This is a genomic window from Reichenbachiella sp. MALMAid0571 (assembly GCF_040151475.1).
Taxonomy (GTDB): domain Bacteria; phylum Bacteroidota; class Bacteroidia; order Cytophagales; family Cyclobacteriaceae; genus CAXBNB01.
This window is the reverse complement of sequence record NZ_JBDKWG010000096.1, coordinates 1-22,698: the sequence shown is the minus strand read 5'-3', so window position 1 is coordinate 22,698 and position 22,698 is coordinate 1. Positions and strand designations below refer to the sequence as shown.

The window sequence follows — 22,698 nt, the reverse complement described above, 5'->3', positions numbered from 1 at the left end:
AATCTTCTTCTTTCACAAGATGGGCAAGGGACTCGTGTCTGTCGGTAAACATGTTTTCCTTCGTCAGATTGACAAACTAGACCTTGATATATTTAGAATTAACCACGTCAAAAAGCGAGACTGCAGAAACTTCTCAATGAAGCTTGCTTGTTTGGCTATATGCCTTATAATGTCCCAAGCATCTTTTGCTCAAATCAAAAGCGATATAGATATCAATGTAAATCGGGAAAATCCGCAAGATTCCTTAAGTCATAATTTAAAAGGGTTGAACACTCTTAAGAATAATCAAGCTTTCCGAATTACTGAAAATGGAAGCTTGAGTGAAGAGGAACTCAAAAATAAAGGATTCCAATATTTGTCTTCTAATGATTCTTTGAAAAATATAGGAATGTATAAGAAGATAGACTCTTTAAAGGAGAATGAGCTTTATCAATCGGCAGATTCACTTTATGACAGGACGTCAAAATTTTATCGTTCGCTACAGGGGGTAGAGCTATCAGATGAAGAATTGAAAAAACGAACCAATGATTTTTTGAGTGACAATGATTCTTTGATCAACCTTGTAGAAAAACTAACAACTACCGGAGAGCAAGGAGAAGTTATCGGTAAAAAACGTGAAAAGTATAACCGTATGTCTGCCAGTCTGAATACCATAAAATCTTTTGATAAAGAACAGGCTTTCGACACTCTCAATAAAATCAAAGACAGTAGGAAGTTTAGAGAGACCCTGCGACGTGAAGGTATAGACATGGGCATAGTGGACAACAGGACACGTTCCATAGGTAAAGCAAAGCGTAAGTTTGATGAACTTACCTTTACGAGTGTATCCAACAAAAACATCAGTAACAATAATATCTCTAATTGGCCATTGACTCCTGATTATTATAAAAGCAGACTGTTTGGTTACTATAATTACTACAGCGATTCAGTGCAAAATTTATTGGATTCAGTACAATTCCAATTGCAGCCACCAAGTTTGGATACTTCTGTTATGGAAAGGGGATCAAAAGGAAAGTTAGACAGTTTGAAAGCTTTGGCAATAAGTAAAGCATGGTTGAAAATGGATAAAACTAAAATAGATGATGGATTAGATGAAGTAAAGCTTGGTCAGAAGGAAGCATTTTTGAAAAAACCTGATTATGCAGAGCTTATTATTGGGATTTCCAACAATGATTCTGATCACTTGACGCTTACACCAAGTTTGGCTTATGAAGTCGCAAAGGATGTCGATTTTGGATTTGGAGTAGAGGCAACTTTGAATATAAAAACATTCAGCAATACCATTTTGGGTTACAAAGGTTTGTTGAGGTATAAACCTGAAAAAAGTTTTGTCTATTTTCAGGCAGAAAGCATATCCTATATTCCATCTATTTCTTTTACGTCAGAAAGCCAAAGAAAACAATCTCAGGGTTACGAACATTCTTTGAATGTAGGACTTGGAGTTCTTTATGGATTAGGAGCGGGTATTAATATTAATTCGATGATTTTATACAGAGTAGAAAAGGCCCGGTATTCATTTAATGATTCACCTATTGTTTTTCGTTTGGGGATAAATTTTAATTAAAGACATGTCAGGTTTATTACAAAATATTTTTTACCAACATTCGGTTTTCAGTAAGTGGTTAATATCGATAGCCATTGTTGCTGTTCTGGTCATAGCGTTGAAAAATATTGCCTTTGCTCAAAAGATAAGCGTAAGTGAAGACATTTCAATTGTTGATTCAAAAAACCAGGCTGAATTGAGATGGCAGGGAACGGTTGATTGGAACGTATCAGGAATTGAGTATAGGATTTTTGGAAAATCGGATTGGAAAAAAGTCATTGTCAATGATAATAAGTCTTCCGTTATTGTTGGTGATTTAGCTGAAGATATGGCTTATGAATGGCGATTGGTATTTGAAGATGGGATTGACCAAAATTATGGACCTTCCTACATCTTTCGTACTTATGCCATATTGCTCAATGTAGGTAGCAAGGGTAGATTAAAAATGATAAAGGCTGCACCGCGTAGCAAATCTACGATACATAAACTCTACAGTGACAGATTACGCTTTTCTTATTTGGATGATTATCATTTGTCAGAATACCTATATGGAGAAATATTTGACCCTAAGGGAGTTGTGGTTTCCACAGTAGCCATTTCAATCAACAAAGAAGATGAGTATATTTTGGATTTGACTTCCTTCAAAGTAGATTGGAAGTTGGACGATGTGTACCATTTAAATCTCCACGATGGATATAATCAAAAAAGATCTGTTTTTTTTCAAATTAGCGAACCAATTGAAGAACCAATTGAAGTAGGCATTATTGTAAATCCAATATATGTTGATTGCGTAGAACAAGCTTCAAGCCTGATAGAATATTATGGGGAATTCAGTGGTGGTCATGCACCTTATTTGGTTACCTGGTCTGTAGCTAGCGCAGCAAATTTTACTACTCCATTGGTTGAACCTAAGGAAACTGAAGTGATGAATTCCAGTAGTATTCCTATGCTTAGACTGGATTACCCTTTGGCCTATTTGGTGGTTATTACTATAGAGGATGGTTGCGGTAATTTTGGAGAATATGCTTTATTGGTAAGGTGCCAGGAAAATGAAGATGGAGAGAGTAGCCTTTTGTTTGAAAGAGTTGAATACGACAGAAAAAACAATAGGTATTGGCCGGAATAAATATTTAGATATGATAGCTAAAATCATAATATCAGCAGTAATAATAATTGGAGCTTTTTTAGCCGGAGGCTATGTTAACACATCTCAAAAAACAGCATATGTAAATAATCAGTTGTTGTTTGATGGATTTCATGGTAAAGTAGAACTAGAGAATGAATTGTTACTTCTTAAGAATAAAAATAAGGAAATATTAGATTCACTAAAGAGACTTAGTTTTGAAGGACATTTACCTGAGAAAGAAGAGCTTATAAGGGCATTTTACAAGCAACAAGAATCTTTTGCAAGGCAGGAAATAGAATTGTCTGAATTATATACATCCAGAATATGGAAGAGGTTAAATGAGTATGTAGGTGAATATGGTGTGATGAATGATTATGATTTTATTCTGGGTACTTATGGAGAAGGCAATCTAATGTATGCCACAGAAAAAAAAGACATCACGAATGTGGTTTTGGAATATGTAAATGACAAGTATGAAGACAATTAATCACGGGTTGATATTAATTATGGTTTGCTTTTCAGCATGTTATACAAAGTCAGACATGACCGCAGTAGTGGAAGAAATAGGTGGTGATTTCAGGATGATGAAAAATGTAAATGAATACACATTTGATTTGCAATTACAACCTGCAAATTATCTAATTGAAAAGAGAATTGGTACAAAAAATAATTCATTACCGATAGATAGTATTAAAATGGAGTATGAGGGATTGCTTCGATTTACCTTAAACCTTTCTCGAACTGATCAAACAGATTTAATTAACGACCAAAAGGACGTAGTAGAGCAACAGAAATCCATTTATTACTTTTCATATCGTTTTAATAAGGACATTTATTTAGAAACGGCTCAAGATAAGATACCAGTGGCACTTTATCATTTTGAACGATCTTATGACCTTAAGAATAACAGGTCTTTTGTATTTGCTTTTGATAGTGAGGCAATAGTTGGGGATAAGGTCAGGTTGGTTATCGATTCTGATGAATTGAACACCGGACCGGTGAAGTTTAGGTTTGATTTAAATGAATTAAATAAAATTTAATATGATTTTAAGGCTATTTCGAAAATATAAAAAGTTTATAGCAAGCCTGTTTACACTGAGCCTGCTCATAAACCTGGCTCCAATAAGTGCGGTGTATGCCCTTACATCAGGACCGTCACAACCAGAAATACAAGAATTTGAACCAGCAGCTACTACTCAAATGGTTGACTTATTTACTGGAGATTTTACTTACAATATTCCATTGTTTGAATTACCCGGCCCAAATGGCGGATACCCTTTTAATCTGGCATATCATGCTGGTATATCTACTGAGCAGGAAGCATCATGGGTTGGTCTTGGATGGTCATTGAATCCTGGTGCAATTACACGTCAGGTAAGGGGGTTACCTGACGATTTTAAGGGAGATAAAGTAATTAGTAAAAAAACTATGAAGGCCAATCAAACTATTGGTCTTGGTGGTGGAGTAGGTGCTGAAATTCTTGGAGGGGATAAAGCCAGTGGATCCATTGGCATTTCAATGTTTTACAACAACTACCGTGGTATAGGTGCAAGTATTGATGGAGACGTAGGTTTGCTGAGGGCAAATGCAGGTCCGCTTACTGCCAACCTTGGTTTGGGTTTTAGCCTAAACAGTCAGGAAGGCACCTCATTAAGACCATCTTTAAATTTATCCTCTTATGATAAGGATAATGAAGGAAAAATTAATGGCGGAATTAGTCTAGGCTTAAGTACTGGTTATCATTCTCGCTTTGGTATGACTGATGCTTCCTATGGCATTTCTATATTGAGTAAACCACACAAAATATACTTTCCGGGCTCAAAAGGAGATGATTATATTGGAGGAAATAGGAGTTTTTCTTCTAGTCTCAGTCTATTTCATCCCGGTTACACACCCTATATAAGCATGCCAATGAAAAGTTTTAACAAGTCTTTGAAAGTGAGTGCAGGAGCAAGTTGGTTTGGTGCTTACGGCAAAGGTTATGTGAAAGGATTTCATAACATACAGAAGTTAAAATACGATGGAAAATCTAGAGAGATAGATGCTTATGGATATATGAACTATGAGTATGCCACAGATATTGATTTGATGGACTTTAATCGGGAAAAAGAAGGTATGATAAGGGAAGTAACACCAAATCTTGCGATTCCTAATGCTACCTACGATGTATATTCTGCTACAGGGCAGGGAATGGGTGCTATGTATCGTCCTATTAGAAACGATGTAGGTAATCTTCATGATCCGAGTGCAGAATCTGTGTCTGAAAGTGTTGGCTTAGGTGTGGATGCAGCTCCGGCTCTTGCACACGTTGGAGTGAATTTAGGATTAATGCATTCTACTTCAACTTCGGACAAGTGGGATGTGAATGGTACTAACCTTGGGTTTAATGAAAAACAAGAAAACACAATAGCTGAATCATGGTATTTTAAGGTTCATGGGGAGCATTCTTCTCAGGATTTTTCTGATTATGTAGATATTGGTGGAGATGATCCGGTAGTTATGGATCTTTCAAATGACAGTGAGCCTTATAAAAAAGCAAGTATTGAAAATGGAAACAATGATAACCGTAAATTACGGGCTCAATCTATTCAATCTTACACCAATGAAGATATTCTGGATGAAAACAACGAGTCAGCTATTAATCTTCTTAAAGTATCATTTTTTGATAATACGGTTGTTACAAGCAATACTACCACTACTTCATTCTCAAGAAATCAAAGTCACTTAAAAGCTCATCACGTTGCAGGGTTAGTAGCGACCAAGGATGATGGTACACGTTATGTCTATGGACTACCGGCATATAACCTAGTAAAAAAGGAAAGGTCTTTTAGTCTGGATAAAGGTGTAAAATATGATAATGATGATGTAGTGCCTATGACTAGTACGATCAACCCAGATCCTGAAGATTTTGAAAGTATTACTACAACCCCTGGTTATGCACATAGCTACTTACTGACTGGTGTGGTAGGATCTGATTATGTAGATATCGGAGGGGATGGTATAGATGAAAAAGATTTGGGTTATTGGGTAAAGTTTACCTATGGAAAATTTTCAGATGATTATAAATGGAGAACACCGTTTTCAGGTGCGAATTACGATCCGGGATATTTATCTAATGGAGATGACAACAGGGCAAGTTTTTTGTATGGAGAGAAGGAAATTTGGTATTTGAAAAGGGCAGAAACAAAAACACATTTGGTTGATTTTGCGCTTTCTGAAAGGTTGGATAACTATGGAACTAATGAAGAAGTCCAAGATAGTAATGATCTGGGAAGTCCGACTAAAAAAATAGATGCGATTACGCTTTACACAAAAAAATATGATAGTCAAGGCAATCTGGAATTACAAAACCCTCTGGTAAAAGTGGCTTTGGAGTATAGTTATGACTTATGTCAAGGAACTCCAAATTCTATTGCTGAAGGTAATGGAAAGCTTACGTTAAAACAAGTTCATTTCAACTATGGCAATAGCAATAAGACTTTGGGGAAGTATGAATTTGAATATGACAATAATTACAATTTTAATTATAACCACAATGCAAATGACCGATGGGGTAATTATACAAACCCTATTGCAAATTCTAGTCAAAACAGAGATTTTCCATATGTTGATCAAAAATTAGATAAAACCACTCTTGACAGCTATGCGGCAGCATGGAGCTTAAGCAAGATATCCCTTCCTTCAGGTGGAGAAATTAATGTTGAATACGAAGCAGATGATTATGCATACGTACAGCACAAACGGGCGATGCAAATGATGCCTTTGGTAGATGGGGAGCTCAATGTAGTGAACGAAATGGCAAAGGTTCGTTTTTACTTGGGAAGTACAAATAGCTTAAGTGAATTACCTGATGTTGCTCAAGACGATATCATAAGAGAATACTTAGACTTTGATCTTGATCAGTTGTATTTTAAGACACTTGTAAATTTAAAAGATGGCAACTGGGATTTTGTGTCAGGATACCTTGACATTGATGACTCTGCTGATAAAATAGGAATCGAAAATGTCGGTGGACAAGATGTAGGTTACTTCCATGTAAAAACGCAGGCGGGTAATAATTATCACCCTATATCCTTGCTGGCCTGGCAGCATTTACGCATAAACCAACCTGATTTGTTAAATTTTTTAGGAGATAAAGATGATCAGATGGCTAACCCAATTGTACTTGCCAGAGCATTGGTTGGTGCATTAAAACAATTGGAAGAATTGTTTGGTGAATTTAATACCCGTGCTGATAGCCATGGATGGGCTTCTACCATTGATCCTACACGCTCATGGATAAGGCTTACCAACCCTGCCAAACGAAAGTATGGAGGTGGACTTAGGGTTAAGAAAATTGAGATATCCGAGGAGCTGAGTGGAAAACAGGAAGTTTATGGTCAAGTGTATTTATACGACAAACAAGAAGATGGTGAAACCATAAGTAGTGGAGTAGCCGCTTATGAGCCAATCATCGGAGGTGAAGAAAATCCCTTGCGAAAAGCAAAAAAATACAGGCAAGACATCAAACTTCAGTCTGACAACAACTTATTCTTTGAGTTACCAGTCAATGAAAGCCATTATCCTGGACCACAGGTAGGGTACAGTAAAGTAACAGTAATGAGCCTTGCTTCAGCCGCAAAGATCAAGGATGAAAATGGTAATTACCCCTACGATCTGGATGACAATTTTCCAGATGATGTGGATTATGGCTCGACTGGTAAGACGGTGCATGAATTTTATACTGCCAGAGAGTTTCCTGTAATAGCTAAAGAAACTGATATTCAAAAGAAAAAAACATCTGGTATATCGATCAATCCTTTACTAGGGGTTAACTCTTCGACTTATTTCACTGCGGCTCAAGGTTATAATGTGATTACAAATGACATGCATGGTAAGGTTAAAAAAGTGAGTCACTTCAGCCAGTTACTCGACGGTACTTTTCCTAATGAGCCATTTGCATTTACACTCAATGAATATAAGAGTAAGCCGTTGGTTTATGAAAACGAGAGTGTAAATCAATTGGATAATGTTTTTGAAAATGATCCTGATAATGAATTTATGGTCAAGCTTTTTGATGACATTAATAATCCACCATTAGAAAGTAATAGGTCAATAATGGCTACAGAATATGAAATGGTTTTGGACAGTAGAAAACATAGAGATGAATCAATGGAAACCGGGATCAATGCTAATCTCGATGTGCTATTTTTCTTCTTTTTTTCTGTACCTATTCCTACGTTTTGGCCCAACATATCAAAGAATTCTAATGAGTTCAAAAGTGCAGTCAACAATAAAGTAATCTTTAAAAGTGGTATTCTGACCAAAACAACAGCTCTTCAAGATGGGGCAACAGTACAAACGGTGTACAAAAAATGGGATAAACTCACAGGACGTCCTTTGCTCACTGAAGTAATAGAAAAACACGACAGTAAGCCTATTTATACTTACCAGATTCCTGCTTATACAGAATATGCTAGAATGGGAGCTGCTTATCAAAATCAGGGGTTCACTTTTGAAGTAGGACACTTTACCCCTATAGCAGGTAAATCAGGGGAATACGAAATGTCGGTAATGCCAAAAGCGGTACCATACCTTGTAGAAGGAGATGAGATAATTTTTAGCTCTAAAAATGAAAATGGTACAACAACCGTGGAGGGTAAAGGAATTTACCTTGGTGCTAATAGTGGTCAGCATCGGGTATTTTCAAATGATAATTTAAGTGAAACATTATTGATTGGAAAAATATACCGCTCTGGTTATAGAAATCAGTTGTTGGTCAATGCCGGAGAAATTACGGCACTCTTGGATCCTACTGAGGCGACCAATACAAAAGACTTTTCAGAAATTATTGTGAAACCCAGAAGTAATTGATATGCTATGAGAAATTCTTTTAAAAAGTACACATGGTCTCTGAAGCTAATCTTGGTACTGGTTTTTTCTATCATTAATATAAAATTGGGTTATTCACAAGATACCAATGATGATGGAGTAGTTCAAATTGACAGTGAGTTTGATGATTGGATAGAAGGGTCATCGGAAGTATGTGTGGGCAATATTACTTATGCTTATCGTACTACATGGGACAATGGCAGTTTAAGCAATCTCGGTGTAAATCAACATTATACTGGGTCGATCTGGGTTAGATGGGTTTTAGATAAACTTAACCCTATTACACTGGAATTTGAAAACGTAACTACTTTTACTGTACCTGGTGATGCTACTCAGGAAAATGAAATCACACACGCAGTAAATTTTCCAAGTGAGGGTATATATAATTTAACTATACAAATATCAATGTACAATAATGACTCGGACGATGACGATGTAGATGATGATGATGATGGGAGTTCTTCAAATTATGAAGCTGAATTACTGAATATAAGAGCTTATGGGGCACCAGATGAAGATGATTTTATTGTAGATGTAAATGGTGCAAGTTGTATCAAGGAGGTTACACCCAAAGGACAATTAACCGGAGATGAATCAAACCATAATATAGCGTGGGGAACAATATTTACAGAACAAAAATACATAACCAAAGAGGTTTTAGAGGAGGATCAGACGTTTTTGGCCACCAGAACAATCACAGATGGTGCATTTACATGTAGTGTACTTGGAAACGTTGAATTCGATCCTTATGAGAAACCAGTTTTAGGGGAAATAGTTAAGTTGGATAGTAGTGCGTGTGAAGCAGTTTTTGGATTTCAAAATGCAGATCCTGGAAGCTGTAGAGCATCTCACATTGTATGGAACTTTGGAGACGGTTTATCTGAAACCGTATATTTCAGTGGTCAATATATTACATCAAGCCAGATTTTTGAGCAATCAATAATCACCCACAACTATGATAAAACCAGTGAGGGCTATGGAGGGGGTGCCTATGATGTAAGTGCACAGGTATATTATAATTGCAACATCAATGGGTTGAATCAATGTCAGGCTGAGGTCTATTATTACCTTTCTGATCAGGAAATCTTAGGGCCTCAGGTTATACTTACTCCAAGTTATCACAATACTTATTGCTCTTCTATATTTGATTATGATGTCCAATTTAAGGATCCTTATACCAATGATGTTTTAGACTATGTGCAGATTGTTGATCAAACATGGAGCTTTACACACAGAGGAAACGCCATCAGCAGCAAGCAAAAAGTGTTCGTATATCATTTTGATACAGAGGATCTAAACAATGTTGACGTAAATCTCGAAGTGTCCTATCTGTGTAGGCCTTGTGGTATCATTGACGAGCCGGCAAGCATGAGCGTTACTTTTTTGGTGCCTGATATGTTAGATTCTCAATCTATCCAAGAGTCGGCACCAGAATATGGTGAAGTATTAAACACTGCTGCATCAGAATTCAATTCGGCTTGGCCATTAGCACCTAACGATCAGGAAACTTACGACTTACACCCCTATGACAAGGGATCAGCAGGTGTATGGCGCACAGAGGCTCAATATGTATTCAATACAGGCAGTGATTTGCGATCTCAGGGTAGTTGGACAAATATGGAGGAGACTGGGACATTTGTTCAGAATTCTTTTGTTTGGAATTCCCTGATAGCCGATCAAAACCCTAATTGGCTCATAGCCAATCAGATAACCCAATACAATTCATCAAGCAACGAAATAGAAAATAAAGATGTACAAAATGTATATTTATCTGCTATTTATACCTATGATCAAAAATTTCCCCTGGCAGTAGGTCAAAATATGGCACATTCAGAAATGGCATTCACTGGCTTTGAAGAAATTGAGGATGGTTATGCGGGTAATTTTTTCTTTAGTGATGACTTGTCAGATGTTCCCTTTAAAATAAAAAAATATAGGATTAAAGCTGGATTGAATAATATAGCGATTATTGATGCTCCATTGGCTACTGTAGCAGCTATTGGTACCACACAGTTTGTAGAGGTGATAACACCCGATCATGCTACTAAGGTGAAAATATATTGTAGTGCTGATGAGCTGGAAAATGGAGAAATGCATGTATTTGCAGACTTTAATGAAATTATTTCTGAGGAGATCTTTAGGGGTTATATGGTCGTTCACCAGGAGGCAAGTGGTATTGGAGATGTATCCCTTTCCAATACTGGCCATACAGGTACTCAGAGTTTGTCCATTACGGGATCGAAAAATTTCAGGCAGCATCTACTCGATTTGGAAAATGAAAAATATTACTTCGTAAGTGCCTGGGTGGCAGTTAGCCCGGGGAATGCTTATTACAATGAACCGTTGCTGGCAAATGGCTTAGGAATTGATGTCATTTTTACTGTTAGCGATGTGGCACAATCGCCTATTCCTTTGGCCACAGTTGGTCCAATAGTCGAAGGTTGGCAGCAAATTGAAGGTACTTTTCAGGTTCCAGTGGATTATGACTATTTTGAGTTGCAATTCAAAAGCGGTGAAGCTACGACCGCTTACTTTGATGACTTGCGATTGTTTCCCCTCACTGGCAACATGCAATCCTATGTATATGATGATAAATTTCGGGTAAGTGCCACATTGGATGAAAATAATTTTGCAACATTATATTCCTATGATGCAGAAGGCAAAGTTTATCAGGTTAGAAAAGAAACTACCCGGGGTATCCGTACCATTCAGGAATCTACCAATCATACCGTTACCTCTGTAGTAGTACCAGAATGACGAGGTTCAGCACGATATTGTCCAAATCAACTGTTTCTGTCAGGATTCGCCCTTCATCTGGTGATGTTTATATTGTTTTAGCATGCTGCTTTATGCTTTTGCTATCAAATAATGTGCTCATGTCACAAGCTCCTGATGATACGATTTCGAAAATAAGGGAAGTTCATAAGAATATCAAAAAGGCAAGAATAGTAACCATTAGCAAAACATTTGTTGATGAATATGCCAAAACTGCTCTTCAAAGTGATACTAGCTTCATGTGGATAGATGGGCAAAAATCAAAAGTAGTTGCGGGGGATATCGAAATGATAGTAAACGAAAAGTGTATGGTTGTTGTAAATCACAATATCAAATTAATACAATACCAAAAACGATTAGATGACTTTGATGCTACAAATTCAAACCCTTCTAAAAATATAGATTCATTATTGAGTCAAAGCAACTTGCCTGTTTTACAAGGAAAAAAGAACGGATTAATACATTATAGATTGAAACAGAAAGAAGCCTTGTACGAATTCGTTGATATTTATTTTGATTCTAATACATACTTAATCCGACAATTGGATGTGCAATACAATGCTGAAAGGTTGGGAAGTAGTGTAATATCTAAAGTGAGCTATCCTGTTTTTGAAATAAATCCATTGCATGAAAAGGAAATGTTTGATGAACGTAGATATCTACGAATCGAAGAAGGTGAACTAAAGCCTGAAAAGGACTTTTCTGAATATAGAGTAAGTAAATCTGAAGTGTTTGTATTGAACTAAAAAATGATCGTCAAGAATTGAAAAATTATCATATATGAAAAATTTCCCAAATAGATTCAAAGCGGATATTCTTTCAATTGGTGAAGGTTTTAGTAGCAGGGGAGTGTCTTTCTTTTTACTTGCTTTGATATTAACGATCACATTGGCTCAGGCTCAGGTGAAAATACCACCTCAGGGTATTGTTCCCGGACGAAATGGCAAGCAAATACATAAAGTCAGAGATTTGGATAAAAAATTTGATCTGAGTAATTTATCTATTGATCAGGAAGAAAACATATTTCCATTATGTTGCTTTGAAGGAGATTATTATGTTGGGTTTAAGATGTATATGGATGATCCTGATTTTGAAGTGCCTACTACAGGCTGGACATCAGATTTCACCTTTGGCTTGTATGAGGGCATCACCAAGATGTGGGAATACGAACTTACCTTGAATATGGGTGAACAAATAGTATTGGATCAGGTATTTCATGGTCAAATTATTCCTTTTGCAGTAGAATCTGATTGGCACATCAAAGTGTTGAATATATCAGGCACTGGCACAGTACCAACAGAAAATATTACCCTTGGAGTTGAATTTTATAGAGTAAGGGAGAATGATTTTGATGAAGGCTATGACCTGAACTTATCAGTTTCTTTGTTGAGTGATAATACTATACATGATATTACCTGGCAAAAACCACCTGCAGGTGGTATTATGATAGACCGATATGAACTGGAATGGGTATTCATAGATGCAGATGCTACAGATCAACCCAATAACAATGCAAGTGCTTTTACTCAAAAGGATCCTATAAGAATAACCACACAGATGGATCAATACATACTAAATGTACCACACACTAAAGGTAAAATATGGTATAGGGTACGTTATGTAGGAATGAATCCCGACTTCTCTTCACATGAGTTGCTTGGAGACTGGGAAGAAGGAAATGACTTGGGGTACAGTATTGAAAATATTGAGGAAGGAAACAATTGGCAAAGAGTAACATCCTTTGCGGAAGGTGGCAAAAGCAAGAGTGTGGTGAGCTACTACGATGGTCTTTTGAAACCAAAACAGGTATTGACAAATCTCTCTGAACAGGGAGTGACAATGGTTGCTGAATCTAAATATGATTTTGAAGGCCGGAAAGTGATGGATTTCTTACCTGTACCCATGGTTGGGAATGGCTTTGATTTTTCAGAGCAAAACCAGTTTATTCAGCCTGGGTATGTCGAGCACTACAAAGAAGCCTATGACAATGGAGGCACTGCAAATGGCCTGTTGAGTACCAGTGTGGCTGATAACTATTACAACAACGCTACCGATCTTGGTATTCCATCCAGCAATGGTTATCCCTATACCCAGATTAGTTATACTCATGACAATTTGGGGAGGGTGAACAAACAATCAGGTGTTGGACAGAAGTTTAATATTGATGGTGAAAAAACGGTCAATTACTTCTACGGAACTGCTTCCAAAGAAGAACTTGATTGGCTATTTGGCACTGGTAATTATGGACAAGCAGATCACTATCAGAAAAACCTTGTACAGGATGCAAACGGCCAGGTATCGGTTACCTATACCGACGCAGCGGGGAGGACAATAGCTACCGCTCTTGCAGGTGATCCAACTGAAAATATGGATGGACTTAACTTATCAGATTATAATTTGAATGTGAGTTCCCCTTTTGTAGTTGATTTGAGCGATCGCTATGAGTTGACAGATGGATCCAGGGTTACTATTTACAAAATACTGAATGCTGTTACCACAAATTATACTTTTACTTCAGTGTTCCGGGCACTGGCAGCTACTATGGACGATATTCCCTGCCAAGCATGTAAATATGATATAGATATTAGAGTAATAGATCCTGATGGAGTGGAGGCACTTTCAGCTTCTGCTGTTGATGTAACTGCCACTGATTGCAATGTTCAGTTAGTTCAAAACGTCTCTTTGACCGGGAATAGCACGTTCTCCAAAATCGGAGATTATACCATATCTAAAATAGTAAGGCCTCACAAACTCACCTATGAAGAAATAAAAGTGGAGGTATTGTCCTCTTCGGTTGTACAGGCACAATCCATTACCATCGCCAACAATGTTCCGGCTATTGATGTTTCTTTTTGTGATGTAAATACTTCGACCATTGATCCGGGAGAGACCATTATTCCAGAAATGGCTTTGAAAGATTGTGAAAACATCAAACAAACCATCATATCAGAAATTTTAGAAGGTGCAAATCCATCAGGGTTACTTTACGATGATTTGATTGCGTATTTCAACGATTATGAAAATTTATCATCAGGCAATGACGTTTTTGACCATTCGCTTTTTTGCCAATACACCTCCTGTATGGACAATATGGAGAGTGAAATATTTGATGACAAGCTATATCTGATAGAAAACTGGACAGATGCCATTGCTGCATATAAAGCAACAGCTGATCCTGCCAATACCTTTACGGTAGTAGATTTGGTCGATTCAGATCCTTATTTCTCTTCATCATTGGAAGGAACATCTGAGAAGCAGACGATACTTGACAGACTGAATAGCCTGGAAATCGAACGAAATGATCCGGATACCGGAGACTCTGAAACGTCAATTTTTGGACCTCTGGATGAAATGGTTGATCCCACAAATACCACTTATCTCATTGATATTGAGACAGGGAAAATGGAGGCAGATCTGGGTGCTCCACCAGCCAACGGCATACACTTTTTGTATCTGAATATTATCACAAATAATCCGGGTGGGGACAACAGTGCCGAAATCGATGAAGCCAGATGGCAGTTGTACCGCTCTTTTTACCTCGATGAAAAAAGAAGAATCCAAAAGGAAATAGCTGTTGCTAACAGTTGTCAGGCATTGGTGGATGAATATGACAGAACAAATGCAGCGAACCCCCTAAAAGGATACCCTAACCTTATATCCGATGACATACAGCAATGGGGCGAAGATCAGGGAGCATCGGGGGAAATTACCAGTGAAGAATTGGATGTGCTGGTGTCTGTAATGGCATTTCATTGCGATATTACTTTCAGTGAGTCGGATACTGTATCCATTAGAAGCCACCTGAGAAATTATTTTGCCGGTAGAGGGATGCCAACTTTACGCTACATTATCAAAGACGATATTACGGCAGGCAATACTAGCCTTGCATCTATTCAGGGATATCTGGGTTCATGCTCATTGGAAGAATCTCCATTGGTGATTGATTTACAATGTAATAAATTCATGACTGACATTACATATATCAACAACAATGAGGGACCCTATGACCTAAGGCTTGCTGACCCAGATACCAATCAGTGTTTAACTTTCGATGGTAGTGATTACACTTCAGCTACTGGACCATTGACCATAAGTAATACCGATGACCGAAATCTCTTAATTGACATGTACGATGATATGGATGGTACAAATTGGGAATTTGCTGATAATACTAAGAACTGGTATGCTTCAGCTGCATTGAAGAATGATTACTGTGATATGGAGGGAGTGTATTCCACAGCTTCAAATGGTAGATTGCGATGGATTGATATTAGGAAAAAAGGGATAAGTGGAAATTTACCAGTATTTCAAAATTTCAATACGGACTTAAGAGCCTTGAGTATTGACTTTAATAATATAGGAGGTGATTTGGCGAATCTTGATGGCATAGTTGACAACCTTATTTACTTGAATGTTAGTGGCAACCATTTTCAGGATATATCCAATGCTGCTGCAGAAGTAATATCCAGAGTACCTACACTTTATTTATCTGATAATTATTTCACTTTTGAGGATTTAATCCCTGTAGGATTGATTAGGTATGATGAGAGCATTTCAAGTTCATCATTGGGTACGCAAAATAAAGTAGGTAAGGCTACTACTATAGATGTTGAGCAGGGGCAAAATATAACATTGACAGTAAATATTGACCGTGGGTTGGCTACCCAATTTGGAGATGGTGTTGTGGATAGTGAATATGAATGGTGGTTTGATCCTGCTGGTGACGGTTTGATGAACCCTTCTTTGGTTAGTACATCATTTGATGAAGATAACTATACTTTTGTAGTGGAAAATGTTTCGCCATCAGATGAAGGAGTTTATTTTTATAAAATAAGAAACCTGACCAGAGGAGTAGATGATGTTATTCTTATCGGTAATGACATTACACTAAATGTAGAATCTTGCACAGCTCCATTTTCCGGAGGAGGGTGCAATGATGTGGGTTTAGCAGGTTGCCTCCAATACTCACAAGACTTATTTGCCTTGGATCTCAATATCGAAATAGCCAAATACAAAAACCAATGTGAAGCCAATCTGGAAGCCGACCGTCAGGCCATTGTCAAACAACAACAGGAAGATTACCTCCAGACAGTAATCAATGATTACGTTGTTGATTACGCTGCGCAGTGCCTGGACAATATTGACGAAACTTTTACATTCTCTTACGAGCCTAAGGAATATCACCATACGCTCTACTACTACAACCGTGCGGGCAACCTCGTGCAGACTGTTCCCCCCAAAGGGGTGAAATATGGCATGAATGGAGCACATGCTTACCGAACACAGTACAGATACAACTCTCTAAACCAACTCGTGGAGCAGGAAACCCCCGACCATGGAGGTACCGATCCAAACGACCCGGAAATAAGCATTCCCGGCATCACCAGATTCCGATACAACAGCAAAGGCCAGCTGCGGTTGTCCCAAAATCCACAGCAAAAATTCGACGAAGAATACTCCTATACCAAATATGACAGACAGGGTCGGATTACAGAAGTGGGTAAACTGTCTTATGAGGTGGATTTGCTCTCAGCAGCAAATTCCGGTACGTTAGCCACATTGCTCAACGACGAAGACTTCCCTGACGAAATCACTTACGACCTCTCAGAATTGACACGTACTTATTACGACCTTAAAGTGGCGGGTGCTTCGCCTACTTTTACACAAAGCTACCTCCGTGGCAGGGTAGCCCAGGTGGAAGTATTACCCGATGTGTCTTCCAATACCAATACCACCAGGACCTATTACAGCTACGATCCGCATGGCAATGTAAAAAGCCTGATGCAGGAGATTCCCGGTCTTGAACCCAAGCGCATCGACTATGTGTACGATCTGGTCAGTGGCAATGTCAACTATGTGTTTTACCAATACGGTGAAGACGACAGCTTCATGCACAAATACAGCTATGATGCCGACAACCGCATCACCACAGTAGCTACTTCCACCGATGGACTGATATGGAACCAGGATGCCGTCTATGAATACTATCCGCATGGCCCACTGAAAAACGTGCAGCTTGGGGAGAAAAACATCCAACAACTCGACTACTACTATACCCTCCAGGGCTGGCTCAAGGGCGTGAATGTCCCTTTTGATGGCAGTCCGTTTATCCAGAGTCCCAATTTCGCTAAAGACGAATTTGCCATGACACTGGGTTACTTCGATGGAGACTTTGAGCCCAAAGCTGGCATGACCGATATAGCCGACAGGGATGACAACCTATGGGCGATGTATCAGCACGCAGATACCTATAATGTAGGTGAAGACGGCACAGGACTCTACAATGGCAACATCTCCTGGATGAATACCTGGCTCGACCATGTGGGTGAGTACAATGATGAACCTGAAAAAGGTATGAACGCCATGGCCTACCGATACGACCAGCTCAACCGCATCATTGCCTCCAAAGGACTAGGGGCTTACGATCCCGGAGCAGGAGGCTACCAGGCACGTGGCAGTGCCGAGACCTACGATACCGACTACAGTTATGATCCAAACGGCAACCTCGGTACCCTTATCAGAAAAGACCAGAATGGTCTGGTAATGGATAATTTTGAATACCAATATGCCTCCGGACGAAACCGCCTCACCGGCCTGGAGGCCAATGAAGTAGAAGTAAAACACATCAGCAGCGGTTCTGTATCTACGGGAGACAAAATCTATCCCACACTCAATATAGGGGGTAGTGCCCGGGTAGGAGCAGGGGAGACAGTGGTAGTGCAGGCCACAGAGTCTGTTTACCTCGAAGATGGCTTTGTGGCTGAAGACGGAGGAGAATTTACCGCCTATATATCCGATGCATCGGCTGTGACAGCAGGTTCTTTTACCTTCAAGTATGACTACATAGGCAACATCATAGAAAACCACCAGGACGGCACGGAGATAGACTGGACAGTATATGGCAAAGTAAATAAGGTAACCCTCGATGCAGGTGGGCAGGTGGCGTACACCTACGATGCAGCCGGCAACCGTACCCTGAAAAAAACAACCGACGTAGAAGGCAACAGCAGTACCACGCACTATGTGCGGGATGCCTCCGGCAATGTGATGGCGGTATATAAAGACGGGGCACTGGCAGAGCAGCCCATCTATGGCAGCAGCCGACTGGGGCAGTACACCGGAGGGGGCAATGTCTCTGCCCTTAGCCACCAGCTGGGCATGCGCCACTACGAGCTCACCAACCACCTGGGCAATGTAATGGCTGTAGTAAGTGACGAACTCTATGTAGATGCCGAAGGCACCCACCTGGCAAAGACCATCTCCACAGCAGACTATTACCCTTTTGGCCTGGATATGCCCGGCAGGAGCCTGAGTGCATCCAGTATGTATAGGTATGGTTTTAACGGTAAGGAAAAGGACATAGACTTAGGAGGTGGCACTACGGCTACTTATGACTATGGTTTTAGGATTTATAACCCGAGTATAGCACGCTTCTTATCGGTAGACCCTCTTACATCTTCTTACCCTTGGTATACACCTTATCAGTTCGCAGGGAACAAACCTATTATGGCGATTGATTTAGATGGATTAGAAGAATACATAGCAATTAAGGCGAAAAATAAAACTGGAAGCGTAGTGAGGGTTATCCATGACTCTGGGCTCAAAGAGGAGCTTGATATGAATAAAAAAGAGTTTCGAAGCATGCTAAAAGTTAATGAGATGGTTCAATGGAACAGCACCGCAGAGAAACGAGAGTATTTCAAAAACTATGGTGGACAAAACCGTAACCCATCTCCAACGGGAGCATTACTTTTATCATATTCGGTAGATGGGATAGAAGCTAGCTTTATGCAATTTACAAAGAGGCGTGTTACTAAGGATCCTAGGCTTATGAATGCGATTGGTAATTTATTCGTAGGGTCAACTGAAATTGCAGTTGGATTAGCTGGTGAAGGTATTTCAGTAGGAACTTCGACAGCATTGGTTCTTCATGGAGGAACTAAATTTGGAATAGGAACTGTGCAACTAGCAGATTATGTGGTAACAGATTTTGATGATTCAGTATTTCCTGCAGCCGGCGGGGTTGTAGGAATGTTTACAGGAATGGCTACAAATGATAAAGATGCTAATGCAGCAGCAGCGGTTGTAGATTTTTTCTTGGATGTTGGAATTGCAGTTAATGCATCAGGTTTATTGAAAGGTACACCTATTATTGGTTCGGCTAGTACAGTGGTCAATGAAGGAAGTAAAAATGCTGCGTTAATGTTCTATATTGATATAAACTCTGTAAACAGTCTTATGGAGTCAATAGATAATGGTCTTCATAATACCCGGGAAAAGAATAAACAAATAGATAAGCAGATAGATGAATCTATTGAGAATTTAAAAGAATAAATAAATGCTTTTGAAAGCAAACGAAAAAATGAATGGGGTAGTTAAAGGCCTTTTGAAAAAAAGGATACTATATGTTTTGCTTTATACTGTAATTGCGATTGTAATTACCTTAGTAGTTACAAGGGGCATTAATTACATCTATTATTGGAGTATAGTAAGTGTGTTCTGTGTAGTTATGATATCATTGTTAAGGTCAACGGTTATTGACATTCTTCGCACTATTGTTTTTTCAATTGAATTTGCTGAAAATGAGGTAGTAATATCATTTTATCCTCACTCCTTCTTTGGAATTAGCGCGCCAAATATTTTGACCTGTGATATGCAATACTTGTGGGATTATCAGGAAGGAGAAAAAAGTAATTATGGCTTTGATTCAAGTATTCTTTTTACAGCAAATTCATTTGTCAAGAGTGTTTGGGGCTTAAAGCAAAAAAAAAGGAGATTTCTAATCATAAAAGAATTTTATGATTCTGACTCACTAAAAGAGATAAAATCAAGGATACCAGTCGTTCGTCCAAGGTTGTAAGATGCCAGATCGAACCCCTAATGGTGCAAGGTTGTAGATAGAAAGCCCCCCACTGGTCTTAGCGTCTCGCTGAGACCAAACAATTAGAGGTTAGAGCACATCAACTATGAACAAAGTGCAATGAGAAATATAGGGATTTTAATTTTTTCATTTTCCTTTTGGTTTGTTTTGACAGTACAAGCCACAGAGTCTGTTTACCTCGAAGATGGCTTTGTGGCTGAAGACGGAGGAGAATTTACCGCTTATATATCCGATGCATCGGCTGTGACGGCAGGTTCTTTCACCTTCAGGTATGACTACATAGGCAACATCATAGAAAACCATCAGGACGGCACGGAGATAGACTGGACCGTATATGGCAAAGTAAATAAGGTAACCCTTGATGCAGGTGGGCACGTGGCGTACACCTACGATGCAGCCGGCAACCGTGCCCTGAAAAAAACGACCGACGTAGAAGGCAACAGCAGTACCACGCACTATGTGCGGGATGCCTCCGGCAATGTGATGGCGGTATATAAAGACGGGGCACTGGCAGAGCAGCCCATCTATGGCAGTAGCCGACTGGGGCAGTACACCGGAGGGGGCAATGTCTCCGTCCTTAGCCACCAGCTGGGCAAGCGCCACTACGAGCTCACCAACCACCTGGGCAATGTGATGGCGGTAGTAAGTGACGAACTCTATGTAGATGCCGAAGGCACCCACCTGGCAAAGACCATCTCCACTGCAGACTACTATCCCTTTGGCCTGGAAATGCCGGGTAGAAGTCTAAGTGCTTCCAGTGATATAGATATGGGTTTAACGGTAAGGAGAAGGACTCAAACGGGGAGTGGGGGTCAAGTACCCATTATGATTATGGGTTTAGGATTTATAACCCGAGTATAGGTAAGTTCCTGAGTGTTGATCCGTTACGTGGTTCATATCCAATGCTAACACCTTATCAGTTTGCCTCAAATAGACCAATTGATGGTATAGATTTGGACGGGTTAGAATTTTTTAAAAGTACATTATACGACATAGACTTAACTCCTAGATTAAAACTTCAAAATTCTCATCAAGTTTCTGCAAAAATCTATATTAACGAATACACTCAAAGGTTAGATTTTATGCAATCGGCAGCTAAATTTGAAGCAAAAACAAAACCTAAAAAAACGTTTTCTGATGGGGTTAAATCTTTAGTGGGGCTAGGTTTAGAATTTAGAGATTTAGGAGTTGTGAACAGTTCTAACCTTGGAAGATCTCTTGGTGTAATTTCTCGAGGAAACGCCATATTGGGCATAGTTGATGAATTCAAGAAAGCTTATGATAGAGGAAAAAACCAAGGTGAAACACTAAACTATCAGATTGTAAAAAACATGCTCACAAGAGATAAAGTTAGAGCAGATTGGGTAATTGATGTAATTAATAAAGCACAATCTCAAGATGTTATTTCTAGAAATATCGAAGAATTAGAGGAGTTGCTCAACTTCTCTTTAGATGGAGATGTGCCCTTAATTAGTGCTGGGAATGGTTCATTGTTATCAGTAGCTGATCCCGATAAGATTTCAAAATTGAAAGCAGATTTTGATAAGTTAGTTGATTTTGTTGAAAATGATAGTAATAATATTGCTACTATGAAGGTTGGTAGAAAGGAGAAAAAAATACAGCTGTTCAAACGTATTCTAAAACCTAAACCCGAATAAATATGAAAATATTTTCTTCTTTTCTTCTATTAGTTACTATTTCATGTACGACCAAAAGTGAAGATATTAAATTCAATTTTGATGAGTTTATTATTTCAAAATTAAATGATTCTACAGCCTTATTTATCCAATATTCTATGCGTAAGGATTTTTCGAAATGTTCCGAAATCTCACAAGCTATTGTTAAAATAGATGTTGGTAATTTAAGTATTGACGATAATGGGGATAAATACTTGGCCTATTTGGGAAATTATATAACACCATTTTTAAATTCATCGAATGAGGTATTAAAACTGGGAATTTATCTGAAGTATAAATACAACCTAAAAAATTCGCTTTTTGATCAGATTCTTCGTGAAAGTATAAGAATTGAAAATGGAAATATTCTGGCACTCTACTTATTAGCTCAATTGAGGTTTTATGCTGGTTATGAAGAGGATTCTTTTTATATAATATCCATAATTAAGGATATTGAACCTGCAAATTCAGAAATAACTAGACTATATGAAGAATTTAGAAATAAGCTTGGTGAACAACCTGTTAAACCCGAGAGCTTTGAAGAATATCTCAAAAAAAATTATTATTATTTAAAAGAATGATTCCCCCACTGGTCTTAGCGTCTCGCCATATCCGTCAGTTTAAGGGGTTTAGCCCCCACTGGTCTTAGCGTCTCGCTGAGACCAAATATAATGTAAGAATACAGAGAAACCACGCTGAGGTCATCTACATAGCCATTTTTTCGTCAAGCATCGATTCCATGAAAAATTAAAACATTGTATATTTGGTGTTATGGGTCGTAAATATGCAATAAGAGACCAGAATCAATTTTATTTTGTCACATTCA

The 22,698-nt window shown here is 38.6% G+C and carries 11 protein-coding genes and 1 pseudogene; all 12 read left to right on the top strand.

Annotated elements, in window-relative coordinates; genetic code table 11:
• Window positions 1–169: 169 nt before the first annotated feature.
• Window positions 170–1,564 (top strand): hypothetical protein, encoded by a 1,395-nt coding sequence (locus AAOP42_RS03840; protein ID WP_349527140.1) that lies wholly within the window; start codon window positions 170–172, stop codon window positions 1,562–1,564.
• Between the two features lie 4 nt (window positions 1,565–1,568).
• Window positions 1,569–2,669, top strand: a complete 1,101-nt coding sequence (locus AAOP42_RS03835) for a fibronectin type III domain-containing protein (protein ID WP_349527139.1) — start codon at window positions 1,569–1,571, stop codon at window positions 2,667–2,669.
• 10 nt (window positions 2,670–2,679) lie between these two features.
• Window positions 2,680–3,156: an OmpH family outer membrane protein gene (locus tag AAOP42_RS03830; RefSeq protein WP_349527138.1), complete on the top strand. Its 477-nt coding sequence runs from the start codon at window positions 2,680–2,682 to the stop codon at window positions 3,154–3,156.
• A complete protein-coding gene (locus tag AAOP42_RS03825; RefSeq protein ID WP_349527137.1) occupies window positions 3,143–3,709 on the top strand; it encodes a hypothetical protein in 567 nt (188 codons plus the stop codon). Before AAOP42_RS03830 ends, AAOP42_RS03825 begins: the two co-directional genes overlap by 14 nt.
• 1 nt (window position 3,710) lies before the next feature.
• Window positions 3,711–8,522, top strand: coding sequence for a hypothetical protein (locus AAOP42_RS03820; RefSeq protein WP_349527136.1), 4,812 nt, complete (start codon window positions 3,711–3,713; stop codon window positions 8,520–8,522).
• Between the two features lie 6 nt (window positions 8,523–8,528).
• Window positions 8,529–11,297, top strand: coding sequence for a hypothetical protein (locus AAOP42_RS03815; protein WP_349527135.1), 2,769 nt, complete (start codon window positions 8,529–8,531; stop codon window positions 11,295–11,297).
• A 119-nt stretch (window positions 11,298–11,416) separates the two neighbouring features.
• Window positions 11,417–12,061 carry a hypothetical protein gene (locus tag AAOP42_RS03810; RefSeq protein ID WP_349527134.1) on the top strand — a complete coding sequence of 215 codons (645 nt, stop codon included), beginning with the start codon at window positions 11,417–11,419 and terminating at the stop codon, window positions 12,059–12,061.
• Between the two features lie 34 nt (window positions 12,062–12,095).
• Window positions 12,096–19,649, top strand: coding sequence for an RHS repeat-associated core domain-containing protein (locus AAOP42_RS03805; RefSeq protein ID WP_349527133.1), 7,554 nt, complete (start codon window positions 12,096–12,098; stop codon window positions 19,647–19,649).
• A gap of 4 nt (window positions 19,650–19,653) precedes the next feature.
• Window positions 19,654–20,175, top strand: coding sequence for a hypothetical protein (locus tag AAOP42_RS03800; RefSeq protein WP_349527132.1), 522 nt, complete (start codon window positions 19,654–19,656; stop codon window positions 20,173–20,175).
• A gap of 120 nt (window positions 20,176–20,295) precedes the next feature.
• On the top strand, window positions 20,296–21,057 hold the full coding sequence (locus AAOP42_RS03795) for a 3-coathanger stack domain-containing protein (protein WP_349527131.1): 762 nt from the start codon (window positions 20,296–20,298) through the stop codon (window positions 21,055–21,057).
• A pseudogene (locus AAOP42_RS03790) lies at window positions 21,021–21,854 on the top strand (RHS repeat domain-containing protein); the annotation flags it as partial. The gene AAOP42_RS03795 and the pseudogene AAOP42_RS03790, both read left to right, overlap by 37 nt.
• Before the next feature lie 2 nt (window positions 21,855–21,856).
• Complete coding sequence (locus AAOP42_RS03785) at window positions 21,857–22,453, top strand: hypothetical protein (protein WP_349527130.1); 597 nt, start codon at window positions 21,857–21,859, stop codon at window positions 22,451–22,453.
• Window positions 22,454–22,698 lie beyond the last annotated feature (245 nt).

Excerpts from the sequence above, each read along its gene's own strand:
- AAOP42_RS03840 (WP_349527140.1), top strand. The coding sequence starts at position 170 with ATGTCCCAAGCATCTTTTGCTCAAATCAAAAGCGATATAGATATCAAT.
- AAOP42_RS03815 (WP_349527135.1), top strand. The coding sequence starts at position 8,529 with ATGAGAAATTCTTTTAAAAAGTACACATGGTCTCTGAAGCTAATCTTG.
- AAOP42_RS03795 (WP_349527131.1), top strand. The coding sequence starts at position 20,296 with ATGAGAAATATAGGGATTTTAATTTTTTCATTTTCCTTTTGGTTTGTT.
- AAOP42_RS03835 (WP_349527139.1), top strand. The coding sequence starts at position 1,569 with ATGTCAGGTTTATTACAAAATATTTTTTACCAACATTCGGTTTTCAGT.
- AAOP42_RS03785 (WP_349527130.1), top strand. The coding sequence starts at position 21,857 with ATGAAAATATTTTCTTCTTTTCTTCTATTAGTTACTATTTCATGTACG.
- AAOP42_RS03825 (WP_349527137.1), top strand. The coding sequence starts at position 3,143 with ATGAAGACAATTAATCACGGGTTGATATTAATTATGGTTTGCTTTTCA.
- AAOP42_RS03830 (WP_349527138.1), top strand. The coding sequence starts at position 2,680 with ATGATAGCTAAAATCATAATATCAGCAGTAATAATAATTGGAGCTTTT.
- AAOP42_RS03810 (WP_349527134.1), top strand. The coding sequence starts at position 11,417 with ATGTCACAAGCTCCTGATGATACGATTTCGAAAATAAGGGAAGTTCAT.
- AAOP42_RS03820 (WP_349527136.1), top strand. The coding sequence starts at position 3,711 with ATGATTTTAAGGCTATTTCGAAAATATAAAAAGTTTATAGCAAGCCTG.
- AAOP42_RS03805 (WP_349527133.1), top strand. The coding sequence starts at position 12,096 with ATGAAAAATTTCCCAAATAGATTCAAAGCGGATATTCTTTCAATTGGT.
- AAOP42_RS03800 (WP_349527132.1), top strand. The coding sequence starts at position 19,654 with ATGCTTTTGAAAGCAAACGAAAAAATGAATGGGGTAGTTAAAGGCCTT.